The sequence below is a fragment of the Methylobacterium sp. P3_A11 genome (assembly GCF_056403155.1).
This window is the reverse complement of record NZ_JBFUGA010000059.1, coordinates 1-24,490: the sequence shown is the minus strand read 5'-3', so window position 1 is coordinate 24,490 and position 24,490 is coordinate 1. Positions and strand designations below refer to the sequence as shown.

Here is a 24,490-nt window from a genome sequence, read left to right as displayed (position 1 = left end):
GCGGCTCAAGATCATGCTTGCGCCCGTCGCGAAACGCACATAAACATATCTTTATGTCTATCGAACGCAGGCAAGAGGCGGGATCGATCCCCTTTCCGGACGCGCTGGGCGTCCTGCGCGCGGCCGCCGAGGAGACGCGCCTGCGGATCCTGGCGCTGCTCGTCGAAGGCGAGCTTTCGGTCTCGGATCTCACCGACATCCTCGGTCAGTCGCAGCCCCGGATCTCGCGTCACCTCAAGCTGCTGGTGGAGGCCGGGCTGGTGGAACGCCACCGCGAGGGCGCCTGGGCCTTCTTCCGGCTGTCCGATGCCCGCGCCGGCCTGGCAGATCCACTGCTGTCCGGCCTCGACCGGACCGCGCCGCCGCTGTCGGAGGACCGCGCGCGGCTCGACGCCGTCCGGGCGCAGCGCGCCGAGGCGGCCGGGACCTTCTTCGCACGCCTCGCACCCAAATGGGACGAGCTGCGCTCGCTGCACGTGCCCGAGGCGATCGTGGAGGCCGCGGTGCTCGACGCCCTGGGCGACCGCCCGATCGGCAGCCTGATCGATCTGGGCACCGGTACGGGCCGCATGCTCGGCCTGCTGGCCCCCCGGGCCAGCCGCGCCACCGGGCTCGATTCGAGCCACGCGATGCTGTCCGTCGCGCGGGCCAACCTGGAGCGCCAGGGCCTGTCGCGGGTCGACCTCCGGCAGGGCGACATCCACGCGCCGCCCTTCGCCCGGGCGAGCTTCGACCTCGTGGTGGTCCATCAGGTGCTGCATTATCTCGACGACCCGGCCCGGGCGCTCCGCGGCGCCGCGCGCCTCGTGACGCCGGGCGGCCGTCTGCTGGTGGTGGATTTCGCGCCGCACGCGCTGGAATTCCTCCGTACCGGCCAAGCCCACCGGCGCCTCGGCTTCTCGGCCGAGCAGGTCTCCGGCTGGCTCGCCGAGGCGGGGCTCGCCACGGTCGCCACCCGCGATCTGGCGCCCCGTGAATCGGGCCAGCTCACCGTGACGCTCTGGCTGGCCCAGGACGGGCTCGCTGAGGACGGGCTCGCCGACGACAGCACTGAACAGCCTCAGCGCGCCGTCGCCTGAGAGATCCCATCGTCTGAACCGACCGACATAGAGGACGAGACCCCGATGCGCCGCTCCACCCACCGCGCCAGCCGCGACGGCTACCACCCGATCCGCGTCTCGATCGAGTTCTTCCCGCCGAAGACCGACGAGATGGAAAAGATCCTCTGGAACTCCATCGAGCGCCTCGCGCCGCTGCAGCCGAGCTTCGTCTCGGTGACCTACGGGGCCGGCGGCTCGACCCGGGAACGCACCCACAACACGGTGGCCCGGATGGTCCGCGAGACCGGCCTCAAGCCCGCCGCGCACCTCACCTGCGTGGACGCCTCCCGCGAGGAGATCGACGCGGTGGTCCAGTCCTACTGGGATGCGGGCGTGCGCCATATCGTGGCGCTCCGGGGCGACCCGGCCGAGGGCGTCGGCCACGCCTACCGGCCGCATCCGGAGGGCTACGCCTCGACGGCCGAGCTGGTGGCGGGGATCAAGCGGATCGGCGACTTCAAGGTCTCGGTCTCGGCCTATCCCGAGAAGCACCCCGAGGCGGCCTCGCTCGACGCCGACATCGACGCCCTGAAGGCCAAGGTCGATGCCGGGGCCGACCAGGCGATCACCCAGTTCTTCTTCGAGAACGAGATCTACCTGCGCTACCTGGAGAAGGTCCGGGCCGCCGGGATCACGATCCCGATCATCCCGGGCATCCTGCCGGTGCAGAACTTCAAGCAGGCGGCGAACTTCGCCCGCCGCACCGGCGCCTCAGTGCCCTACTGGCTGGCCGCCCGGTTCGAGGGGTTGGAGGACGACGTCGAGACCCGCCGCCTCGTCGCCGGCGCTGTGGCGGCCGAGCAGGTGCTGGACCTCGTGGACGAGGGCGTCAACGACTTCCACTTCTACTCGATGAACCGGTCGGATCTGGTCTATGCGATCTGCCACCTGCTCGGCCTGCGTGCGCAGGCGCCGAAGCTGGCGGCCGCGAAGGCGGCGGCTTAATTTTCGAGACCGCGCTTGACGCCCCCGGTCCGTCATCGCGAGCGCAGCGAAGCGACCCAGGGCAGCGCGACATCCGTAAGCGTGGCGCTGCTGGATTGCTTCGCTCCGCTCGCAAAGACGGGGACGTTTCCGCGCCCATGGCACGGAAGCGTCTGATGTAACGAAGTTTTTTACCCTCCCGAGGTGCCGCGCGAGCGACCTCGAAAAACGGTTCCAGTGACCGCCACGACATCTGGAGGGCTCCTTCGAGGCCTCCGCTTCGCTCCGGCACCTCGGATCGAGGTGATCTGACAGGACGCACGATGACCGATTTTGCCCCCGTCGACGGCACCGAGATCGCAAAGGCCCTGCGCCAGCGCGCGGCGGAAAAGATCCTCGTCCTCGATGGGGCGATGGGCACCGTGATCCAGCGGCTCCAGTACTCGGAAGAGGACTTCCGAGGCGACCGATTCAAGGACCACGGCCACGACCAGAAGGGCAACAACGACCTCCTGATCCTGACCCAGCCCGACGCGATCCGGCAGATCCACCTCGACTACTTCCTGGCCGGCGCCGACGTCTGCGAGACCAACACCTTCTCGGGCACCACCATCGCCCAGGCCGATTACGGCATGGAGTCGATCGTCCACGAGCTGAACGCCGAGGGCGCGCGGCTCGCCCGCGAGGCCGCCAAGCTCGCCGAAGCGAAGGACGGCCGCCGCCGCTTCGTGGCCGGCGCCATCGGCCCGACGAACCGGACCCTGTCGATCTCGCCGGACGTGAACAACCCGGGCTTCCGGGCCGTCAGCTTCGATCAGGTCAAGCAGGCCTATGTCGAGCAGGTCCGCGGCCTGATCGACGGCGGCGCCGAGCTGATCCTGATCGAGACGATCTTCGACACGCTGAACGCCAAGGCCGCGGCGGCGGCGGCCTGGCAGGTCTTCGACGAGACCGGTATCCGCCTGCCGATCCAGATCTCCGGCACCATCACGGATCTCTCGGGCCGCACCCTGTCGGGCCAGACCCCGGCCGCCTTCTGGCACTCCCTGCGCCACGCCGATCCGCTGACCTTCGGGCTGAACTGCGCGCTGGGCGCCCGCGAGATGCGCGGCCACATCGCCGAGCTGTCGCGGATCTGCGACACGCTGGTCTGCGCCTACCCGAATGCCGGCCTGCCCAACGAGTTCGGCCTCTACGACGAGAGCCCGGAGGCGATGGGCAAGCTGGTCGGCGAGTTCGCCGAATCCGGCCTCGTCAACATGGTCGGCGGCTGCTGCGGCACCACGCCGGACCACATCCGCGCCATCGCGGAAGCGGTGGCCGGCAAGGCGCCGCGGCCGATCCCCGAGGTGCCGCGCCTGATGCGGCTCTCCGGCCTGGAGCCCTTCGTGCTCACGAAGGAGATCCCCTTCGTGAACGTCGGCGAGCGCACGAACGTCACCGGCTCGGCCAAGTTCCGCAAGCTCATCACCAACGGGGATTACGCGGCGGCGCTGGACGTCGCCCGCGACCAGGTGGCGGCCGGCGCCCAGGTGATCGACGTCAACATGGACGAGGGCCTGCTCGATTCGCAGAAGGCGATGGTCGAGTTCCTGAACCTCGTCGCCGCCGAGCCCGACATCGCCCGGGTGCCCGTGATGGTCGATTCCTCGAAGTTCGAGGTGATCGAGGCGGGCCTGAAGTGCATCCAGGGCAAGCCGATCGTCAATTCGATCTCGATGAAGGAGGGCGAGGAGAAGTTCATCGAAGCGGCACGCGTCTGCCGCTCCTACGGGGCCGCCGTGGTGGTGATGGCCTTCGACGAGCAGGGGCAGGCGGACAGCTACGAGCGCAAGGTCGAGATCTGCACCAAGGCCTACAGGATCCTGACCGAGCAGGTCGGCTTCCCGCCCGAGGACATCATCTTCGATCCGAATATTTTTGCCGTTGCCACGGGTATCGAAGATCACAATCCGTATGGCGTCGCGTTCATCGAGGCGACCCGCACGATCCGCGAGACCCTGCCGCATGCCCACATCTCGGGCGGCGTCTCCAACCTGAGCTTCGCGTTCCGCGGCAACGAGCCGGTGCGCGAGGCGATGCACGCGGTGTTCCTGTTCCACTGCATCCAGGCGGGCATGGACATGGGCATCGTCAATGCCGGCCAGCTCGCCGTCTACGACGAAATCCCGGCGGAGCTGCGCGAGCTCTGCGAGGACGTGGTCCTCAACCGCCGCGACGATTCCACCGAGCGCCTGCTGGAGTCCGCCGAGCGGTTCAAGACCGGCGCCTCGGCGCAGGCCAAGACCGCCGACCTGACCTGGCGCGAGGCCCCGGTGGCCAAGCGCATCGAGCACGCCCTGGTCAACGGCATCACCGAGTACATCGTGGCCGACACCGAGGAGGCGCGCCAGGGCGTCGAGCGCCCGCTCCACGTCATCGAGGGTCCGCTGATGTCGGGCATGAACGTGGTCGGCGACCTGTTCGGGGCAGGCAAGATGTTCCTGCCGCAGGTGGTGAAGTCCGCCCGGGTGATGAAGCAGGCGGTCGCCTATCTCGAACCCTACATGGAGGCCGAGAAGCTCGCCAATGGCGGCGACGGCAAGCGGCAGGCCGCCGGCAAGGTGCTGATGGCGACCGTGAAGGGCGACGTCCACGACATCGGCAAGAACATCGTCGGCGTCGTGCTGGCCTGCAACAACTACGAGATCATCGATCTCGGCGTGATGGTGCCGGCCGCCAAGATCCTGGACACCGCCAAGCGCGAGAAGGTCGACATCGTCGGCCTGTCGGGCCTGATCACGCCGTCGCTCGACGAGATGGTCCACGTGGCCGGCGAGATGGAGCGCGAGGGTCTGGACGTGCCGCTGCTGATCGGCGGGGCCACCACGAGCCGCGTCCACACGGCGGTGAAGATCCACCCGGCCTACGCCAAGGGGCAGGCGGTCTACGTCACCGACGCGAGCCGCGCGGTCGGCGTGGTGTCGAGTCTGATCTCCAAGGAGACCCGCGGCGCCACGATCGAGAAGGTCAGGGCCGAGTACGCCAAGGTCGCCGACGCCCACAGGCGCGCGGAGGTCGACAAGCAGCGGCTGCCGCTCGCCAAGGCGCGGACCAACGCCTTCAGGGTCGACTGGTCGGGCTACAAGCCGGCCAAGCCGACGTTCACCGGCACCCGGGTCTACGGCTCCTACGAGGTCGCCGACCTCGTGCCCTACATCGACTGGACGCCGTTCCTGCAGACCTACGAGTTCAAGGGTCGCTTCCCGGCGCTCCTGGACGATCCCGAGCAGGGTCCGGCCGCCCGTGCCCTCTACGAGGACGCGCAGGAGATGCTCAAGCAGATCGTGGCGGAGCGCTGGTTCAACCCGAAGGCGGTGATCGGATTCTGGCCGGCCAACAGCGTCGGCGACGACATCGCGCTCTACACCGGCGAGAGCCGGCAGGAGCGGCTCGCCACCTTCCACGGCCTGCGCCAGCAGCTCTCGAAGCGCGACGGGCGGTCGAACACCTGCCTGTCGGACTTCGTGGCCCCGGCCGGGACCGGGATCGCCGATTATGTCGGCGGCTTCGTGGTTACGGCCGGCCTTGAGGAGGTGCGCATCGCCGAGCGCTTCGAGCGGGCGAACGACGATTACCGGGCGATCCTCGTGAAGGCGCTCGCCGACCGCATCGCCGAGGCTTTCGCCGAGCGCATGCACGAGCGGGTGCGCAAGGAGTTCTGGGGCTACGCCACCGAGGAGGCCTACGCCCCCGAGGAGCTGATGCTGGAGAAGTACGACGGCATCCGTCCGGCCCCGGGCTATCCCGCACAGCCCGACCACACCGAGAAGACCACCCTGTTCGAGTTGCTGAAGGCCGAGGGCCGGATCGGCGTGAAGCTCACCGAGTCCTACGCCATGTGGCCGGGCTCCTCGGTATCGGGGCTCTACATCGCCCATCCGGAGGCGCACTATTTCGGCGTCGCCAAGGTGGAGCGCGATCAGGTCGAGGATTACGCCGCCCGCAAGGGGATGGATGTCCGCGAGGTCGAGCGCTGGCTCGGACCGATCCTGAACTACGACCCGGCGCGGTATCTCGCGCAGGCGGCGGAGTAGGGGCGAGGCACCACCGTCATCGCGAGCGCAGCGAAGCGACCCACGGCAGCGCGACATCAGTCAGCGTGGCGCTACCTGGATTGCTTCGCTCCGCTCGCAAGGACGGCGCGGCGGCCCGAACCGCCCGTCCAGCCTCAGCAGGTCCCGGCACCCCGAGTGTTCACGTACAGCGCATAGACCGAGTGCGTGGACGTCATCAGCAGCAGGTTGCGGTTGAGGCCGCCGAAGCACAGGTTGGCGCAGCGCTCCGGCAGGCGGATCCGCCCGATCAGCTTGGCCTGCGGGGAAAGCACGATGACCCCGTCCTCGGCCTCGCTCATCCCCCAGCCGCACCAGAGATTGCCGTCGACATCGGCACGGAACCCGTCCGGCGTGCCGGTGCCGGCATCGTAGAACACCCGCCCGTTGGCAGTCTTGGTGCCGTTCTCGACCACGTCGTAGACGCGGATCAGGCGGTTGGGCTTCGCCCGCGCCTCGATGACGTAGAGCTTGGACTCATCCGGCGAGAAGCACAGCCCGTTCGGACCCGCCACGCCCTCGACCACGACGCTGGCCTGTCCCGTCTTCGGATCGATCCGGTAGACGTTGCCGGGCAGCTCCGGCGCGGCCATCGATTCGTGCGGGTTCGGCCCGAAGGCCGGATCGGTGAACCAGACCGCGCCATCGGAATGGCAGACCACGTCGTTGGGTGAATTCAGCGGCTTGCCGTCGAACCGGTCCAGCAGCGTGGTGATGGTGCCGTCGTGCTCGGTCCGGGTCACGCTGCGGGTCCTGTGCTGACAGGTGATCAGCCGGCCCTGCCGGTCGCGGGTGTTGCCGTTGGCGTAGTTCGACGGCTTGCGGAACACTGAGAGCGCGCCGGAGGCCTCCTCCCACTTCATGATGCGGTCGTTGACCACGTCGCTGAACAGCAGCGATCCCATGTCGCCGAACCAGACCGGCCCCTCGGCCCAGCGGAACCCGGTCGCGACCCGCTCCACCGTCGCCGAGGCGAGGCGGTACTTGGCGAAGGTGGGATCCAGGATCTCGACGGCGGGGTCCGGCACCCGCTGCGACGGTTCCCAGCCGGCCCCGGCCGCCCGCGTCGCGCCGAGCAGGGCGGCTCCGGCGAGCAGGCTCCTGCGTGCGATCGTCACCATGTTACCTCCCTGTGGTGTGGCCCGCCGCCCGTTACCGACGGCTCGGGCCGGTCAGTGGATCTCGGGTTCCGGGATCCCGCCCGAACCTTCCAGAAAGTCGAAGTCGCAGCCCTCGTGCGCCTGCCTCACGTGCTGGGCGAACAGGCGGTTGTAGCCCCGCGGATAGGCCCGGTCGGGCGGCACGAACGCCTTCACCCGCGCGGCGATCTCTGCGTCGTCGAGGTGCAGGTGGATCCGGCGCGCGGGCACGTCGACCGTGATGCGGTCGCCGGTGCGAACGGCGGCGAGGGGACCGCCGGCCGCCGATTCCGGCGCCACGTGCAGGATGCAGGCGCCGTAGCTCGTCCCGCTCATCCGCGCGTCCGAGATGCGGACCATGTCCCGCACGCCCTGCCGGAGCAGGACCTTGGGGATCGGCAGCATCCCCCATTCCGGCATGCCGGGACCGCCGATTGGGCCGGCATTGCGCAAGATCATCACATGGTCGGGGGTGACGTCGAGGGCGAGGTCGTTCACCGCCGCGCTCATCGCGTCGTAGCTGTCGAAGACCAGCGCGGGACCGGTATGCTGCAGCAGACGCGGGTCGGCGGCCGGCGGCTTGATCACGCAGCCGTCGGGGGCGAGGTTGCCGTAGAGGATCGCGGTGCCGCCCATGGCGACGATCGGCCGGTCGAGCGGGCGGATCACGTCGTCGTTGAAGACCTTCGCACCGGCGAGCCCGTCGCCGACCGTGTTGCCGGTGACCGAGCGGGCGTCGAGGTGGAGGAGTGGGGACAGGCGCGCCATCAGGGCGCGGATGCCGCCCGCGATGTGGAAATCCTCCATCAGCCACTCACCCGAGGGCCGGAGGTTGGCGATCACCGGCACCTTCTGGGCGAATGCGTCGAACTCGGTAAGCTTGATCGGGATTCCCGCGCGCCCGGCCATGGCCACGAGGTGGATCATCGCGTTGGTGGAGCCGGCCAGCGCGTTGTGAACGACCAGTGCGTTGTCAATCGACCGGCGGTCGAGGATGTCGGAGGGCTTCAGGTCCTCCCAGATCATCTCCACGATGCGCCGGCCGCAGGCGGAGGCCATGCGGGGATGGTCGGCGTCGGCCGCCGGGATCGAGGCCGAGCCGGGCAGGGACAGCCCCAGGGCCTCGGTGATCGCCGTCATGGTCGAGGCCGTGCCCATCGTCATGCAGGTGCCGGCGGAGCGGGCGATGCCCGCCTCCATGGCGTTCCATTCCTGCGCGGTGATGTTCCCGGCCTCCTTCTCGGCCCAGTACTTCCAGACATCCGAGCCGGAGCCGAGGATCGTGCCGCCGAAATGGCCGCGCATCATCGGGCCGGCCGGCAGGAACACCATCGGCAGGTTCATGGAGATGCCCCCCATCACAGTGCCGGGCGTGGTCTTGTCGCAGCCGCCCATCAGCACCGCGCCGTCGACCGGATGCTGGCGCAGCAGCTCCTCCACCTCCATGGCGAGGAGGTTGCGGTAGAGCATCGTGGTCGGCTTGACGAAGTTCTCGGACAGCGAGAGCGCGGGCAGCTCGATCGGGAAGCCCCCCGCCTGCCAGACGCCGCGCTTCACGTGCTCCACGCGCTCGCGGAAATGCTGGTGGCAGGGGTTGATGTCGCTCCAGGTGTTGATGATGCCGACGATCGGCTTGCCGGTGAAATCGGCCCGCTCGTAGCCCATCTGGAGCATGCGCGAGCGGTGGCCGAAGCTGCGCAGGTCCGTGGCGCCGAACCAGCGCTGGCTGCGCAGGTCGCCCAGGTCTTTCTTGCGCGCGGTCATCGCCCTGCCTCCGGTTTCATGGGTTCGGTCCGGCGGGACGGGCTGCGCGGCCGGCGCCGTTCCGCGGATCGGCCGCCGCGCCCCCCGACCGGACCGAGACGACCGTGATCGCCGCGGAGGCCAGCGCGCAGGCGGCCAGGAAGTAGAGTCCCGCCTCGTAGGTGCCGGTGTCATCCTTGAGCCAGCCCAGGACGTAGGGGCCGACGAAGCCGCCGAGATTACCGATCGCGTTGATCAGGGCGATCCCCCCGGCGGCCGCCGGCCCGGCCAGGAACTCGCCCGGCATCGCCCAGAAGGCCGGCTTGCTGCCGTAGAGCCCGATCGTGGCCACCGACATCGCGGTCAGCGCCCAGAGGCTCCCGAGCATGGGACCGGACACGATGAGGCCGAGAGCGGCGACCAGCGCGGCGATCGCGAAGTGCCAGCGCCGCTCGTTGCGCCGGTCCGACGACCAGCTCCACGCGATCATGCCCAGGGTCCCGACGATGTAGGGCACCGCCGTGGCGACGCCCGTCTGCCAATCGGTGAGATGCAGGCTCTTCAGGATCGGCGGCATGAAGAAGGTGATGCCGTAGGTGGCGGTGCCGATGCAGAAGTAGATCGCCCCGAGGGCAAGAATCCGCCGGTCGGTGAGGACCGTCCGCAGGGTGAAGTGCCCGTGGGCCCGGATCGTCCCTGCGCGCTCCGTTGCCAGTTCTTCCTCCAGCCACCGCCGCTCCTCGGCGGTGAGCCACGCCGCCTGCTCGGGCCGATCCGTCATCAGAGCGAGGACCGCCAGGGCCAGCAGGATCGAGGGCACCGCCTCCAGGAGGAACAGCCATTGCCAGCCGTGCAGGCCCAGGGTGCCGTCGAGCTGGAGCAGCGCCCCCGAGATCACGGCCGTGRGGGCGTTCGAGCCCGGCACCGCAAGGAACAGGGCGGCGACCACACGGGCTCGGTACCGCTTCGGGAACCAGTAGGTGAAATAGAGGATCACGCCGGGGAAGAAGCCGGCTTCGGCCACGCCCAGCAGGAAGCGCAGGGCCAGAAAGCTCGCCGGGCCGGTGATGAGGGCCATGCTGCCCGCGACCAGCCCCCAGGTGACCATGATGCGGGCGATCCAGAGCCGCGCCCCGGCGCGCTCCAGCAGGACGTTGCTCGGCACCTCGAAGATGACGTAGCCGAGGAAGAAGATGCCAGCGGCCCAGCCGTAGAGCGTCGCGGAGAACCCGAATTCCCGGTTCAGGCCGAAGGCGGCGAAGCCCACATTCGTCCGGTCCATATAGGCCACGAAGTAGATCAGCACGATCAGCGGCAGCAGACGCCGCGACACTCTGGCGACGGTGCGCCGCTCGATGTCGGGCACGACCGCTCCCGCGCGTAGACCCGCCGCCATGACCACCTCCCTGCCGAAACCGACGAGTCCAGGCCCGCTGCCGATTGCGTGCCAGGCCGGAGCGGGCCGGACCGGCACACTCAGCGGCCGGTCCGCTGCCGCCACGCAGCGAAGTCGGCGAGACTCTGTTCGTCGGTGGCAGGGTAGAGGCCGAGGATTGTGCGGCCCTTGCGAACCTCCTCGGCCACGAAGTCCTCGTAGGCGGTCATCTCGACGGCCTCGTCGGCGACCGCGTCGGCGAGGTGGGCCGGGATCACCGCGACGCCGTCGCCGTCGCCGACGATGACGTCCCCCGGGAAGACGGGCGCGTCGCCGCAGCCGATCGGCACGTCGATGTCGATCGCCTGATGGAGGGTGAGGTTCGTCGGCGCCGAGGGCCGCACGTGGTAGCTCGGCATCGCGAGCTGCGCGATCTCGTCGGCGTCGCGGAAGCCGCCGTCGGTCACGAGGCCGGCGCAGCCCCGCACCATCAGGCGCGTGGCCAGGATCGAACCCGCGGAGGCTGCCCGGGCGTCCTTGCGGCTGTCGATCACCATCACGGCGCCGGGCGGGCATTCCTCCACGGCCTTGCGCTGCGGATGCGCCCGGTCCCGGAACACGGTGATGGGGTTCAGATCCTCACGGGCCGGGATGTAGCGCAGGGTGAACGCCTCGCCGACCATCGTCGGGCCGCCGGCCTTCAGGGGGCGCACGCCCTGGATCATCTGATTGCGGAAGCCGCGCTTGAACAGTGCGGTCATCAGCGTCGCCGTGCTGACGGACTTCAGCTTGGCGCGCGTCTCGGGGGACAGCCCGGCCATACGCATCTCCTCCCTGGGACCCGGTCTGCGCGACCGCGACCGGTGACGGTCGCATCGCGCTTGCGCATCTCGCTTGCACGCGTGGCTTACGCCGGGCTTGTTTCCCGCCCGCTCTGGATGCGGACTGATATCCCAGATCTTGAGTAGCACGGCGCGCCGCGCCATTGTCAACCGGCGCGGGTTGCGACAGACGTGATCCGACATCGACGGGGAAGCCCTTGGCCGGATTGGGATTTGCGGGCGGCGGGAGCACGGCGCCGTCGGAGGTACGCCGGCCGCGCTCCCTCTCCGAGACCGCCTACGACGCCATCGAGCAGATGATCATCAGCCGCCGCCTCGCACCCGGCGCCATGGTCTCCGAGGGTGAGCTCGGCGCGGAGCTGGGCCTCGGCCGGACCCCGATCCGCGAGGCGCTGGGGCGGCTCAAGGCGATCGGGTTCGTGGAGGTCCATCCGCGGCGCGGCGTCCTGGTCACCCCGGTGGACATCATCAAGCATCTCGAATTGCTGGAGGTGCGTCGTCCCCTCGACGAGACCGTCGCCCGTTGCGTCATCGCGCGCGGCACGGCGGAGGACCTGGGGCAGTTGATGGAGCGCGCGGCCGGGCTGCGCGGCGCCGCGGAGGCCCGCGACCGGGAGGCCTATTTCCGGCAGAAACGCGCCCTTCACGAGGCCCTGGTCGGCGCGGCCTACAACCCGACGCTCACCGGCACCATGGCGGCGCTCCACGCCCAGTCCCGCCGGTTCTGGTACACCTACGAGCCGACCGCCAGCTTCCTGGATTGCGCCGGGATCCACGGGACGATCCTGTCCGGCATCGCGGCGCGGGAGGAGGCGGCGGCCCTTGCCGGGATCGGGACGCTGTTCGACTTTCTCGACCGGATGACCCGTCGAGCCCTCGACCGTCGGCCCCTGGTCTGACAGGTTGACCGCCCCGACCCCGCCCCTATCCTGAAACTGGGATATCAGACGCCTCTCAGCGGCGGGCGGATCCACGGCCGATCCGGCATACGCACCGGATGCGGCCCCAGTGCCAGGGAGGAACGGCTTGAGCGGATTGCCCCCACGCACCGGTGCGCAGGTGCTCGTCGACCAGCTCCGCGCGCAGGGCGTCGAGCGCGTGACCTGCGTCCCCGGGGAGAGCTACCTCGCGGTGCTCGACGCCCTGCGCGACAGCGGCATCGACGTGCTGGTCTGCCGGCAGGAGGGCGGGGCGGCGATCATGGCCGAGGCCGCCGGCAAGCTCACCGGCCGACCCGGCATCTGCTTCGTCACCCGGGGTCCCGGCGCCACCAACGCCTCGGCCGGCGTGCACATCGCTCGCCAGGATTCGACGCCGATGATCCTGTTCGTCGGCCAGATCGCCCGGCGGATGCGGGACCGCGAGGCCTTCCAGGAGGTCGATTACCGGCAGATGTTCGGCGGCGTGGCCAAGTGGGCGGTGGAGATCGACGACGCGGCCCGGATCCCCGAGATCCTCGCCCGGGCCTTCCGGGTGGCGATGCAGGGCCGTCCCGGCCCGGTCGTGGTCGCCCTGCCGGAGGACATGCTCGACGATATCGCGGCCGTATCCGACGCGCCCCGCGTTATCCCGGCCGCGCCGGCGCCGTCTCGGGACGATGCCGAGCGCCTGCGGGCGATGCTGGCGGAGGCGCGGCGGCCGATGGTGCTGCTCGGCGGCTCCCGCTGGACGGAAGGTGCCGTCGCAGCCCTGGCCGCCTGGGCCGGGCGTCACGACCTGCCGGTCGCGGTCTCGTTCCGGCGGGCGCAGCTCTTCCCCGCCGACCATCCGAACTTCGCGGGCGAACTCGGGATCGGACCGAACCCGGCGCTCCTCGCCCGGATCAAGGAGTCCGACCTACTGCTGATGGTGGGCGGGCGCCTCTCCGAGATGCCGGCGCAGTCCTACGGCCTGCTCGGCATCCCCGATCCCGGCCTGCCGCTGGTCCACGTCCATTCCGACGCGGCGGAACTCGGCCGGGTCTACCAGCCGGCGCTGGCGATCGAGGCGGCGCCCGAGACCTTCTGCGCGGTCCTGCCGGATTTCGCGCCCACCGGGCGCGGGCGCGCCGCCGAGGCCCACGCCGCCTACCGCGCATGGTCCGAGACGCCGGAGCCGAAGCCCGGTGCGTTCCAGTACGGGGAAGCGATCACGTGGCTGCGCGAGCGGTTGCCGCCGGACGCGGTGATCTGCAACGGCGCCGGCAATTTCGCCACCTGGGTCCACCGCTACTACCGGTTCCGCGCCTTCGGCACGCAGCTCGCGCCGACCTCGGGCTCCATGGGCTACGGCCTGCCGGCCGCCGTGATGGCCAAGCGCAGCCGCCCGGAGCGGATCGTCGTGGCGCTCGCGGGCGACGGCGACGTGATGATGACCGTGCAGGAATTCGCCACCGCCGTGCAGTACGGGATCGCCGTCGTGGTGGTGGTGCTCGACAACGGCATGTACGGCACGATCCGGATGCACCAGGAGCGCGAGTATCCCGGCCGCGTCTCGGCGACCGAGCTGCGCAATCCCGACTTCGCGGCCCTCGCCCGCGCCTGCGGCGGCCACGGCGAGCACGTGGAGCGCACCGCCGAGTTCGCCCCCGCCTTCGAGCGCAGCCTCGCCTCCGGCCTGCCGGCGATGATCCACTGCCGCGTCGATCCCGAGGCGCTCACGCCGACCATGACCCTCGCGGCCATCCGCGAGAAAGCCCTGGCGGCGCAGCGGGGCTGATGGCCCGTCGCGCATCCGCCCCGGTGCGGCCCGGCCGCGCCCCCACGAAGAGGAACAGCCCATGACCCTGCGCGGCGAGAACCTGATCGGCGCCGAGGCGCGGCGCGGCACCGAGGCGGCCGTCCGGGCCGTCGCGGCGGCCACCGGCGCGACCCTGGAGCCGAATTTCCCAGGCGCGAGCCGGAGCGACCTGGACCAGGCCTGCGCGCTGGCGGAGGCCGCCTTCGACACCTACCGCGAGACCGATCCGGCGGCGCGGGCCGGCTTCCTGGAGGCGATCGCCGCGAACATCCTGGAGATCGGGGACGATCTCGTCACCCGCTGCATGGAGGAGACGGGGCTGCCCCGGCCGCGGATCGAGGGCGAGCGCGGCCGGACGGTGGGGCAGCTGCGCCTGTTCGCCGACGTGGTCCGCGAGGGTGGCTATGTCGGGGCGCGGATCGATCCCGCCCTCCCGGACCGCAAGCCCCTGCCGCGGCCGGACCTGCGCCTGCGCCGGATCGCCGTCGGCCCGGTGGCGGTGTTCGGCGCCTCGAACTTTCCGCTCGCCTTCTCGGTGGCGGGCGGCGACACCGCCTCGGCCCTGGCCRCGGGCTGCCCGGTGGTCGTCAAGGCGCACCCGGCCCATCCCGGCACCTCGGAACTCGTCGGCCGCGCCATCCAGAGGGCGGTGGCGTCCTGCGGCCTGCCGGAGGGGACCTTCTCGCTGCTGTTCGATGCCGGCCAGTCGATCGGGCAGGGGCTCGTGGCCGATCCCCGGATCGCCGCCGTCGGCTTCACGGGCTCGCGCCGCGGCGGCACCGCCCTGATGGCGATCGCGGCCGGGCGCCCGACGCCGATCCCGGTCTATGCCGAGATGAGCAGCATCAACCCGGTGCTGCTGTTCCCCGGCGCCCTCGCCGCGCGGGGCGAGGCGATCGGCAAGGCCTTCGCGGCGTCGCTGACCCTCGGCGCCGGGCAGTTCTGTACCAATCCGGGCCTGATCCTGGCCCTGCCCGGGCCGGGCCTCGATGCCTTCCTCGCGGCCGCCGCCGCGGCGCTGCGGGAGAGCCCGGCCGCGACCATGCTGACCCCGGGCATCCAGCGTGCCTACCGCGAGGCCGTCGCGCGGGTCTCGGGCCACGCCGCCGTCACGACGCTGGCCGAGGGGCGGGAGGGCGGATCGACCCAGGGCCGGGCCGCCCTGTTCGCCGCGGATTCGGACGTCTTCCTGGCGGCACCCGAGTTGCAGGAGGAGATGTTCGGGGCGTCTGGGCTCGTGGTGCGCTGTGCGGATTTCGCAGCGATGCGGGCGGTTCTGGAGCACCTGGAGGGCCAGCTCACGGCCTCGCTGCACTTGGCGCCGGAGGACCACGCGGCCGCGCGGGACCTCCTGCCCCTCCTGGAGCGCCGCGTCGGCCGGATCCTCGTGGACGGGTTCGGCACCGGCGTCGAGGTGGCGCACGCCATGGTGCATGGCGGCCCCTATCCGGCGACTTCGGACGGGCGCACGACGTCGGTGGGCAGCCTCGCCATCGACCGCTTCCTGCGGCCGGTGAGCTACCAGGACGTGCCGGACGCCCTGCTTCCGGCGGCGCTCCAGGCGGCGAATCCGCTCGGCCTGCCCCGACGGATCGACGGCGCGCCCGAGCGCCACTGAGGCGCAACCGGCGGCCAGTCGGGAAGCCCGATCAACGGCTTGCCAGGTGAGGGCGCGGCGTCTAGACAGCCACGGCTCACCTTGGGGCGTCGCCAAGTGGTAAGGCAGCGGTTTTTGGTACCGCCATTCCCAGGTTCGAATCCTGGCGCCCCAGCCAAATTTCCGCGTAAGTCTCTCAATTTGAACGATTTCCTGCAGAAGCGGGAGGCGTCGGCACACATCGGTGTTGCACATGCGTGTCTCACACGAGGTGCCCGGTGCCGGCTATCGCTCATGCTTACAGGCGCGGTGGGAGTTATTCCTGGCGCCGCCGGATCCCGCTGCCGCTGATCCGATTCTGCCGTTCCACGCAGCTCGTGGTAAGTCTAGGCACGCGCGAGCCGGCCAGGGCACGCTTCCTCGCGAGCCAGCTCACGGCTCATTCCGATCAGCTTTTTCATCGCGCCATGAGCGAGCCCGAACCCGATCTCATTATGAGCCGCCGCCAGCTCGACGGCATCTTTCGCGAAAGCCTATTGGCCCACCTCGAAAAACTCGACCGGATCGCTGCGGCAGAACGTGCGGAACCGCACTTCGATCCTGAGGCGAGCCGGCGTGCCGATCGGCGTATGGGATGGATCCTGCGTATCCTTGGAGCGCGCGGCGCGGCAGCCACCATCGATCCTCCGTTGGCTGATGAGATGCGTCGCGACGGGCTAAATGACCTCGACATTGAGGAGGCACGGGCGACGCTGGCCGCGATGGTGCGCCAGAACGGCCACCTGATGCCTCGCGCTCGCCTGGAAGGGCTGCTCGCGAACCAAGCGGTCGCACCCACCATGACTAACTTGTCTTTAGCTCAGGAGATTGCCTTCCGCGGTATGTCAGCGGCGGCCTTTGCGACTGAGCGCCGCTACGATGGTCTTCGGATCGAAGAGGTCACACTGCGCGACGCGATCCTGCTGAGGGAAGCGCAGGTGCCGCCCGAGGCCACCGGCTCGACAGCAACCGCGCGTACAGCTCATTCGCAATCAAACGCTGATGCCGTCCCTCCAATGCCGACAGGCGTTGCAATCGTGTCAGCAAGCCCGGACCTCGCGCTGGATGCGACGGACCAAGAGCCTCATCAGAAGGGGATACATCCAATCATCGCGTTCGGGGAGGCGATGATCGCCGGGCGCGCTCGTGACGAAACCTGGGATGCAAAAACACAGCATCAGGCGCGGCAGATTTTTGCCCTGTTCGCGAAGTTACTCGCCGAGAACGGCCTCGTCCGTGTGACTGATCTTCGGCAGAGCCATTTTGCCGAATTAGTTGATCTTTTGCGGTCCGTCTCGCCATCGTATGGTAAGAGCCCTCGTGATGCCGAACGCAGCACAGCTGAACTGCGTGAGATTGGCGCCAAGCTTCCAGCCAACAAGCGTGGCATCGTCGGGGATACCATCAATCGTCACCTGACTTTCCTCGGACAGCTTGTGACATTTCTCAAGGCGCAGGGCCTCGCGATTGATGCGAGCATCGACCTCGCGCTCCTTCGCGCCCGCAAGCGGGACAGGGCACGTAACCGGCGACCATCTCTTAGCAACGACGATGTTGCGGCGATCTTCCAATTGCCCTGCTTCACAGGCTGTCGTTCGTGGCGCGATCCGTTTACCACAGGCGATCAGGTATTCCATCGCGCTTTGTACTTCGCGATTATCTTACTCTATTATACAGGCGCGCGAAGAGAGGAAATTGCAGGACTTCATGTCGGCGACGTGGAGGAGGCAAGCGGGATTGCATACCTTGCTTTTCGATTCAACGAAACGCGTCGTCTTAAGAACGTTCAATCTATTCGGTTTGTCGCTTTGCACCCAGAGGTGCTCCGCCTCGGGTTTTTGGACTACGTCAAAGCTGTTCGCGCACTCGGATACGGCCTCGTGTTTCCGGATCTAAAATCGCCAAACTCAAGCTCGCCGCTCGGCGATCGCCTCTACGATGAATTTAGCAGCGGACTTCGAAAAGCAATCTCAAACGAAGACGAACGTAAAAAGGTCATCCACTCCTTCAGACATTCGCTTGGCAACAATCTTAAGCAAGCCCGCGTTCACACGGAAATCAGAGCTGACATCCTTGGACACGCCGGGTCCGGCGAAACAGACGAACGTTATTGCGACCCGACAGCTCTGGCATTGATGCTGGAGGAGCTGAAAAAGGTTCCAGCGGTCACCAACCATCTGGCGCAGAAGCCGATAAAGCTGCTCCCGTGGGTCTCCGCAAAGGAGCGGCCGCCCTTCGCAAGAGCCCGCAAACGCTCCGTGTCTCGGGGATAAGTGGGCCCGGCAGGACTCGAACCCGCAACCAAAAACGCGATTGCTGACAGCGATTTAAAGAAAGTCGAAGAGCTCAAGTTATGCACTTTGTGCGGGAGCTGCAAGACGGCGAAGCGTCAGCCTTCACGTTAAAGGTAGCTGAGGTGCGGACGGTCCTTTCTGCGGACCCTCTGGCCCTGCCGACTGCGCGCTCGTAGCGCTTCAATCGGAGTTGGACGACTCCGTGCCAACTTGCTTATCGGACGTCCGCTGTGAGGATCACATAGAGCGGTGAGAATGACTGGGTCTGGCCGAAGAACGAACCCGCTGCGCGGGAGGGCGCACGCGGTGAGGTCGCGGTAGCATCCGGACCGTCGCGCGTCGTTTGAGGCCTGTCGGCGGCGGGCCGAGCATCGCGGCTCCTTCATCCGAGGAGCCCGACGATGCACGATCTGCTTCCTGCCCCTACAATCAGCCCGCTGCGCCAACGCCTGATCGAGGAGATGAACCTGCGCCGGTTCTGCCACGAGACCCAGCGCAACGACCTGCGCGACGTCGGTCGTCTGGCCACCTTCCTTGGACGCCGGCTCGACACGGCCAGCGCGGAGGACCTGCGCCGCTTCCAGGTCGAACAGCGCCAGGGCGGAGTGCCGGTGCCGACCCTCAACGGCATCGTCTCGGCCTTGCGCTTCTTCTTCACCCACGCCCTCGACCGCCCGGATCTGGCGCGCCGGCTCGTCCGTCTGGCCTATCCGCGCACGCTGCCCGTCGTCCTCAGCCACGCGGAGGTTGCCCGCCTGCTCGCCGCCACGACCTGCCTCAAGCACCGGGCGGCCCTGGCCGTAGCCTACGGCGCCGGCCTGCGCGTGGCCGAGGTCGCGGCGCTGAAGGTCACGGACATCGACAGCCAGCGCATGCTGATCCGGGTCGAACAGGGCAAGGGCGGCCGGGCCCGCAACGCCTTGCTCTCGACGGATCTCCTAGCTCTGCTGCGCCAGTGGTGGCGGACCGGCCGCCAGCAGGGCATGATGTATGGCGACGGCTGGCTGTTCCCCGGCCAGCACGCCCTCAAGCCGATCAGCACCCGGCAGCTGCACCGGGTGGTCGTCGAGGCCGCACGGGCCGCCGGCATCGCCAAGCGGGTCGGCCCGCACACCCTGCGCCACAGCTTCGCCACCCACCTCCTGGAGGACGGCACCGATATCCGGGTGATCCAGGTCCTGCTCGGCCACGCCAAGCTCGACAACACCGCCTTCTACACCAAGGTCGCCGCCCGCACGGTGCGCACCGTGACCAGCCCCCTCGATCGGCTCGGCCTGTTCGAGGCCGGGGAGAGTGCGGCCGGCAGCTGACGCGCCGGGCCGACCCCCGTGCTGGAGGTCGCCGACGTCTTCCGCGCCGCCGGGCCGGCCTACCGTGCCGCCCGGGGCGGGCACCTGAGCCTGCACCAGCGCAAGGTCATGGCGGCGATCGAGACCTGCCGCACCGCCGCGCTGGGCGGCCACGTCGAGGCCTGCGACGGCTGCGGGCACACGCGCATCGCCTACAACTCCTGTCGCGACCGGCACTGCCCCAAATGCCAGGACGCGGCGGCCCGCACGTGGCTGGCCGCGCGCGAGGCCGACCTCCTGCCGGTCGGCTACTTCCACGTCGTGTTCACCCTGCCGGCCGAGGTCGCGCGGATCGCCTTCCAGAACAAGGCCGCCGTCTACGACCTGCTGTTCCGGGCAGCCTCCGAGACGATGCTGACCATCGCCGCCGACCCGAAGCATCTCGGTGCCCGCATCGGGCTGACCGCCGTCCTCCACACCTGGGGCTCGGCGCTGACCCACCACCCGCACGTCCACATGATCGTGCCCGGCGGCGGTCTCGCGCGCGACGGTACCCGCTGGATCTCAGCAAAGCCCGGCTTCCTGCTGCCGGTGCGCGTCCTTGCCAAGCTGTTCCGGCGGCTGTTCCTGGCCGGGCTGACCGCCCTGCACGCGGCTGGACGGCTCGCCGCCTTCGGCAGCCTGTCGCCCCTGGCCGAGCGCGGCGCCTTCCTGCGCCACCTCGCGCCGGTCCGAACCAAGCGCTGGGTCGTCTATGCCAAGCCGCCGTTCGCCGGCCCCGCGGCGGTGCTCGCCTACCTGTCGCGCTACACCCACCGGGTCGCCATCTCGAACCGGCGGCTCGTCGGCTTCGACGCGACCGGCGTCACCTTCCGGGTCAAGGACTATCGCCGCGACGGGCCGGAGCGCTACGGCGTCCTGACGCTGGCCGCGGACGAGTTCATCCGGCGCTTCCTCCTGCACGTCCTGCCCAAGGGCTTCCACCGCATCCGCCACTACGGCCTGCTCGCCAGCGCCACCCGCCGCGCCAATCTCGCCCGCATCCGCGACCTGCTGGCCGCCGCGCCGCCGGCTAACCCGCCGGAACCTGCGTCGCCGCCCGACCGGCTCGCCCCGTGCCCGTGCTGCGGTGGGCGCATGACGGTCGTCGAGATCTTCGGCCGCTTCCGGCAGCCGCGAGGTCCACCGACCGCCTCGGCTTCAACCCGGATGAGGGCCACGTGACCCGGCCCTCCATGTGCCCCGTCGCCTGCCGCAAGCACCACGCCGCGGCCAGTGGATCGTCGTGCGCCTGTTCCAGCCGACCCCACCGTCAGCCACCCACGCCAGGGTATGGCCCCCGCGTCGGCGTCTCATGCGATCCTGGCAGCCAACGGATCGGTCTCAGCCAGCACGTGCGAGCCAGGACACAGTCACACGCTAGCCGCCGCGAGACACCCCGCCATCGGGCCGAAACGACCAATCCCCATAGCTGAGCGCCTCGGTCCCCGCGGGTTCCTTCTTCGGAGACTTTCGTACGCCTCACGGCGCCCGAAACTCTTCACGTAAGCGGAATGGCTATTTCGGAGAGGGTGCGCCGTAAAAGCAGACGCACTCCTACCGACCCAAACCCTCCGAGCGAGCAGTCTTCGGCCCTTCCGAGAAGCGGTCATGCCTTGGCATCGCCTCTGCGCAAAATTCCGATGTGTGCTTTTGCGCTTGCTTAGCCTGCGGCGGCCTCAATAAACCTGCGGGATAATTGCAAGCGCCACGGCGAGCACCAGAATACCGGTGCTTTACGAAAACACGTTGAGCGAAGATAATACATTGCGATATCGTGAGGTGCGCAATGTCCGCTTCCGGCTTGGCGCTACATGCAACACTGCTATCTCGCCGGTCGCTACTCGGCGTGTCGGCCTTCGGCGCATCAAGCAGCCTCCTCGGCTGTGCCCTGCCAACTCGGCTCGCCGCCGTGCCACGCGGATGCGCGAGTGCCGCAACGGCGCTCGGTGTGCCGAACGAGCGGTTCTTCCCGACTGAGACCAACGGGCAGGCCGCGCTCCAGCGGGAATTCATCGAGGCTGTCCAACGCCAGATCGTGTCGAGCGGCATCCGACCGGCCACACCGTTGCCCGACTTGGACCTGCTCGGCATCTCAGGAGGTGGTGAAAACGGAGCCTTCGGCGCCGGGCTTCTCAACGGTTGGACCGAGCATGGCGACCGCCCGAACTTCTTCCTGGTCACCGGCATCAGCACCGGCGCGTTGAGTGCCCCCTTCGCGTTTCTCGGCGGCGCCTATGACGCGCAACTGAAGAGCGTATTCACCGACATCACCTTGGCGGATGTTCTGCTGGAGCGCAGCTACACCGCTGCGATCTTGGACGATGCCATGGCGGACAACAGCCCTCTGTTCCGCACCATTTCCCGCCACCTCGATGAGGCGATGCTGGCCGAGATCGCCCGGGCCTACGCCAATGGCAGGCTGCTGCTGGTGGGCACCTCTAATCTCGATGCGCAGACACCAGTCATTTGGAACATCGGCGCTATCGCGCAGAGCGGCCATGCTCGCGCCTTGGAGACGGTGCGGCGGATTCTACTGGCCTCCGCTGCCATCCCCGGTGCCTTCGCACCGGTCTTTTTCGATGTGACGCTGAACGGGAAGCCCTTTCAGGAGTTGCATGTTGACGGCGGGGCGTTCGCCCAACTCTTCCTATATCCCGCCAGCGTCTCGCGATTTCGTCGGGAGCGGCTGGCGCGCGGGCAGCCAACGGCGCGGACTCGGGCTTGGGTGATCCGCAATGGTCGGCTGGATCCCGAATGGGCCTCGACGGAGCGTCGGACCCTCGGCATTGTAGGTCGCGCGATCACTGCCATGATCGCGGCCAGCGGCTACAACGACGTGTTGCGGATCCATGCCGCAGCCGAGCGCGACGGGGTAGACTACAACTTGGCCTTCATCGGACCGGACTTCACGATGGAGCGGAACAAGCCGTTTGATCCATCCTACATGCGCCCCCTCTATGAATATGGCCGGCAGCGCGCGCTGCGTGGCGACGCTTGGGTCACGCAACCTCCGATCTGAGTCGATCAAGGTCGCGGCGACCCGCGCAACATGGCCTCTCGGTCAAGCTGTGATCGCGATGCCCTAACTCCTGGTGACAGATTCAGTCGATGAAGCGTTCGACCATGCCGTTCGTGCGCAGCGGGTATGGCTTCATGGAAGAAATTGCGCGGCCCGTCGATCGACACGCAGCACGGGATGACCTTGCCGTCGAGCACCATCCCAAAGCGCACGTGCGCGAGGGTCTCCCTGTCGATGTCCTGCGGACCCGCCTCGTAGCTCTCCAGCGGCATGCGGCGCCACTGACCTTCACGCCCCTGCATCCCGCTGCGCTCTCCGCCTGTCAATGGGCCCCGCGCTAATATCCAGTAAGCCCTCAGTGAGCGTAGATGATCACATCGACCGTATCGTCGCTGCCGCCGACGCCGCTCTCGCGACGGGAGGCGCTCCCATGGTCAGGCCGAGCATCGCTGACCTGTTGAACCTCGACCGCGCTTTGGTACCCGAGGAGCGCAAGCGACTGTGCGCCGGCACGACGCTGAAGGGTGACGAGGCTTTGCCGGGCAGCGGTTCTGAGGGCAAGACCTGCGGATCGTCCAAGCAACTGGTTCCCAAGCGCTTGGCCCGGACCGACCTGAAATGCGGGCTGACGGAGCGGGGCTGGACTGAGGGCGCCGGCAGCAACGCGTCGGCCGGTTGTGCCACCCTGCAGGCGGAGAGAGGCGCCGACGTCCTCGCTCTTAGAACGACGCGCGGAGAATGGCCGGTCGGGGAAGCGTGCTTAGACCTCGGGTGTCGATCTGAGCCAGCCCTGCAACACCGGCCAGCAGCGCGACGATCATGAACAGGGCTCCCAAGAACTCGGTGAGCTAGTCAGAATGTCGCGCGGCCTTGCTGATCCCGTAGCCGCCGAGCGTGAACACGGCCGCGGCGATCAGTGGAACGGTCAGGCCTGCAAGCAAACGCACCTCCCGCCTGAAAAACCCGTGGTCGGCAGAGCGGTTCTGGCGCACAACAGGATGCCGGAAGTGCCGCTGCAAACGTCACCGCTCACCGAACGCAGATGGGAGCAAGCGCGACTTGGTGCATCAGACAAAAGGCACCTGAGACCGGCCGACAGCCGCGTCTCGTACGATCAAGCTACGGATGCAGAAACTGCAAGATTAGTCGATGGGAGTGCCGGGCATGATCACGACCGCTCAGCTCGCCTCACGGGCACTCGGCGACCATCTCGCCGCCGAGCTCCAGAGCACGTTCGGCGCCAGCCAAGCGCCCTTGGCCGAGAGGGTTGGCGCTGCCGCGCGTCTTGCCCTTGAGTGCTTGGGGAACTCTGACGCACTCTACCACGACCTAGAGCACACTCTGCTCGTTACGCAGGTCGGCCTCGACATCTTGCGTGGCAAAACTCTGCTCGAATTCGTCACGCCAGATGACTGGGCACATCTGGTGGTCGCCTGCCTTCTGCATGACATCGGATATGTGCGAGGCGTTCTGAAAGGCGATTGCCCTGTGGAGGGTTATATCATCGACGACGCTGGCCACCGCATCGTGCTGCCGCGCGGCGCCTCGGACGCGGCACTGACCGCCTACCACGTCGACCGATCCAAGTTGTTTGTCGCCGCGCGCTTTGGCCAATCGGAAATGCTGGACGCGAACCGCGTCATGCGCGCCATCGAGCAAACCCGCTTTCCGGCCCAGCCCGGCAATCTCGACGACCATCCGGAAGATGAGGCCTGCCTGGTCCGGGCGGCGGATCTGATCGGGCAGATGGGTGACCTCCTCTACCTCCGCAAAACCAATGCGCTCTTCCACGAGTTCGAGGAGGCCGGGACGAACGCCACCCTGGGCTACACCTCGCCTGCCGATCTGGTCGAACGCTACCCAGAGTTCTTTTGGCAAAGCGTATCCTCGCATTTGGAGAGTGCGCTAAAGTACTTGGAGGTGACGGTGAGTGGGCGCCAATGGATCGCAGGCCTCCAGTCTAATGTATTTCGGGCGGAACGCTCAACCACCTTCGGACGGTCCCACACGCTTGAGAACTGGTAAGAGCGGTTGGGACCGTTAGGGCCTGTCGTCGCCTGAACGGACTGGCGGGGCTTGCGTTTTCCTCTCTCCAAGGCAGGAGGGATGATGCTGAGCGACGCGCAATGGTCTGAGCTGGAGCCGCTGGTCGAGGCGTGCCGTCCGAAGGCCAAGACGCCACCGCAGGACCTGCAACGCACACTCTCGGCCATTCTCTGGCGGCATCAGAACGGGGCGAAATGGCGGGCCATTCCGGAGGATCTTGGTCCTTGGT

The 24,490-nt window shown here is 68.4% G+C and carries 16 protein-coding genes, 1 tRNA gene and 1 pseudogene; 14 read left to right on the top strand and 4 right to left on the bottom strand.

The annotated features are described in order from the left end of the window. Window positions 1–53 precede the first annotated feature (53 nt). The 3 genes from AC1DXK_RS18670 (at window position 54) to metH (ending at window position 6,100) form a co-directional block, all read left to right on the top strand. On the top strand, window positions 54–1,079 hold the full coding sequence (locus AC1DXK_RS18670; protein ID WP_457107971.1) for an ArsR/SmtB family transcription factor: 1,026 nt from the start codon (window positions 54–56) through the stop codon (window positions 1,077–1,079). 45 nt (window positions 1,080–1,124) lie between these two features. Further along, entirely contained in the window at window positions 1,125–2,045 is a 921-nt protein-coding gene (gene metF, locus AC1DXK_RS18665; RefSeq protein ID WP_457107970.1) for a methylenetetrahydrofolate reductase [NAD(P)H], read from the top strand. 302 nt (window positions 2,046–2,347) lie between these two features. After that, complete coding sequence (gene metH / locus AC1DXK_RS18660) at window positions 2,348–6,100, top strand: methionine synthase (RefSeq protein WP_457107969.1); 3,753 nt, start codon at window positions 2,348–2,350, stop codon at window positions 6,098–6,100. Between the two features lie 134 nt (window positions 6,101–6,234). Here the strand turns inward: metH and AC1DXK_RS18655 are convergent, their stop codons facing one another. The 4 genes from AC1DXK_RS18655 to AC1DXK_RS18640 form a co-directional block, all read right to left on the bottom strand. Further along, the gene (locus AC1DXK_RS18655) at window positions 6,235–7,239 is read right to left on the bottom strand and encodes an SMP-30/gluconolactonase/LRE family protein (protein WP_457107968.1); all 1,005 of its coding nucleotides are present in this window, start codon (window positions 7,237–7,239) and stop codon (window positions 6,235–6,237) included. A 51-nt stretch (window positions 7,240–7,290) separates the two neighbouring features. Next, a complete protein-coding gene (araD, locus tag AC1DXK_RS18650) occupies window positions 7,291–9,021 on the bottom strand; it encodes an L-arabinonate dehydratase (protein WP_457107967.1) in 1,731 nt (576 codons plus the stop codon). 16 nt (window positions 9,022–9,037) lie between these two features. Further along, window positions 9,038–10,396 carry an MFS transporter gene (locus AC1DXK_RS18645; protein WP_477298622.1) on the bottom strand — a complete coding sequence of 453 codons (1,359 nt, stop codon included), beginning with the start codon at window positions 10,394–10,396 and terminating at the stop codon, window positions 9,038–9,040. Between the two features lie 80 nt (window positions 10,397–10,476). Next, window positions 10,477–11,196, bottom strand: coding sequence for a ribonuclease activity regulator RraA (locus AC1DXK_RS18640; protein WP_457107965.1), 720 nt, complete (start codon window positions 11,194–11,196; stop codon window positions 10,477–10,479). Between the two features lie 218 nt (window positions 11,197–11,414). On the opposite strand from AC1DXK_RS18640, the gene AC1DXK_RS18635 reads away from it, so the two are divergent. The 11 genes and pseudogenes from AC1DXK_RS18635 to AC1DXK_RS18585 form a co-directional block, all read left to right on the top strand. Then, a complete protein-coding gene (locus AC1DXK_RS18635; RefSeq protein WP_457107964.1) occupies window positions 11,415–12,116 on the top strand; it encodes a GntR family transcriptional regulator in 702 nt (233 codons plus the stop codon). Between the two features lie 127 nt (window positions 12,117–12,243). Then, a complete protein-coding gene (locus tag AC1DXK_RS18630; RefSeq protein WP_457107963.1) occupies window positions 12,244–13,914 on the top strand; it encodes a thiamine pyrophosphate-binding protein in 1,671 nt (556 codons plus the stop codon). A gap of 61 nt (window positions 13,915–13,975) precedes the next feature. Then, the gene (locus tag AC1DXK_RS18625; RefSeq protein WP_477298619.1) at window positions 13,976–15,553 is read left to right on the top strand and encodes an aldehyde dehydrogenase (NADP(+)); all 1,578 of its coding nucleotides are present in this window, start codon (window positions 13,976–13,978) and stop codon (window positions 15,551–15,553) included. An 82-nt stretch (window positions 15,554–15,635) separates the two neighbouring features. Beyond that, a tRNA-Gln gene (locus AC1DXK_RS18620) sits at window positions 15,636–15,710 on the top strand. Window positions 15,711–15,789: 79 nt separating this feature from the next. Continuing rightward, a pseudogene (locus AC1DXK_RS18615) lies at window positions 15,790–15,987 on the top strand (DUF6538 domain-containing protein); the annotation flags it as partial. Window positions 15,988–15,999: 12 nt separating this feature from the next. Next, entirely contained in the window at window positions 16,000–17,844 is a 1,845-nt protein-coding gene (locus AC1DXK_RS18610) for a tyrosine-type recombinase/integrase (RefSeq protein ID WP_457107985.1), read from the top strand. A gap of 422 nt (window positions 17,845–18,266) precedes the next feature. Beyond that, window positions 18,267–19,175 carry a tyrosine-type recombinase/integrase gene (locus AC1DXK_RS18605; protein WP_477298617.1) on the top strand — a complete coding sequence of 303 codons (909 nt, stop codon included), beginning with the start codon at window positions 18,267–18,269 and terminating at the stop codon, window positions 19,173–19,175. A gap of 18 nt (window positions 19,176–19,193) precedes the next feature. Next, window positions 19,194–20,378, top strand: a complete 1,185-nt coding sequence (locus tag AC1DXK_RS18600) for an IS91 family transposase (RefSeq protein ID WP_477298615.1) — start codon at window positions 19,194–19,196, stop codon at window positions 20,376–20,378. Window positions 20,379–21,144: 766 nt separating this feature from the next. Continuing rightward, complete coding sequence (locus tag AC1DXK_RS18595) at window positions 21,145–22,215, top strand: patatin-like phospholipase family protein (RefSeq protein WP_457107959.1); 1,071 nt, start codon at window positions 21,145–21,147, stop codon at window positions 22,213–22,215. A gap of 1,164 nt (window positions 22,216–23,379) precedes the next feature. Continuing rightward, on the top strand, window positions 23,380–24,240 hold the full coding sequence (locus tag AC1DXK_RS18590; RefSeq protein WP_457107958.1) for an HD domain-containing protein: 861 nt from the start codon (window positions 23,380–23,382) through the stop codon (window positions 24,238–24,240). An 81-nt stretch (window positions 24,241–24,321) separates the two neighbouring features. After that, on the top strand, window positions 24,322–24,490 hold a 169-nt coding region (locus AC1DXK_RS18585), incomplete at its 3' end, for a transposase (RefSeq protein WP_477298633.1).

Coding starts and splice junctions, on each gene's coding strand:
- AC1DXK_RS18670 (WP_457107971.1), top strand. CDS start 54: ATGTCTATCGAACGCAGGCAAGAGGCGGGATCGATCCCCTTTCCGGAC.
- metF (WP_457107970.1), top strand. CDS start 1,125: ATGCGCCGCTCCACCCACCGCGCCAGCCGCGACGGCTACCACCCGATC.
- metH (WP_457107969.1), top strand. CDS start 2,348: ATGACCGATTTTGCCCCCGTCGACGGCACCGAGATCGCAAAGGCCCTG.
- AC1DXK_RS18655 (WP_457107968.1), bottom strand. CDS start 7,239: ATGGTGACGATCGCACGCAGGAGCCTGCTCGCCGGAGCCGCCCTGCTC.
- araD (WP_457107967.1), bottom strand. CDS start 9,021: ATGACCGCGCGCAAGAAAGACCTGGGCGACCTGCGCAGCCAGCGCTGG.
- AC1DXK_RS18640 (WP_457107965.1), bottom strand. CDS start 11,196: ATGGCCGGGCTGTCCCCCGAGACGCGCGCCAAGCTGAAGTCCGTCAGC.
- AC1DXK_RS18610 (WP_457107985.1), top strand. CDS start 16,000: ATGAGCGAGCCCGAACCCGATCTCATTATGAGCCGCCGCCAGCTCGAC.
- AC1DXK_RS18605 (WP_477298617.1), top strand. CDS start 18,267: ATGCACGATCTGCTTCCTGCCCCTACAATCAGCCCGCTGCGCCAACGC.
- AC1DXK_RS18590 (WP_457107958.1), top strand. CDS start 23,380: ATGATCACGACCGCTCAGCTCGCCTCACGGGCACTCGGCGACCATCTC.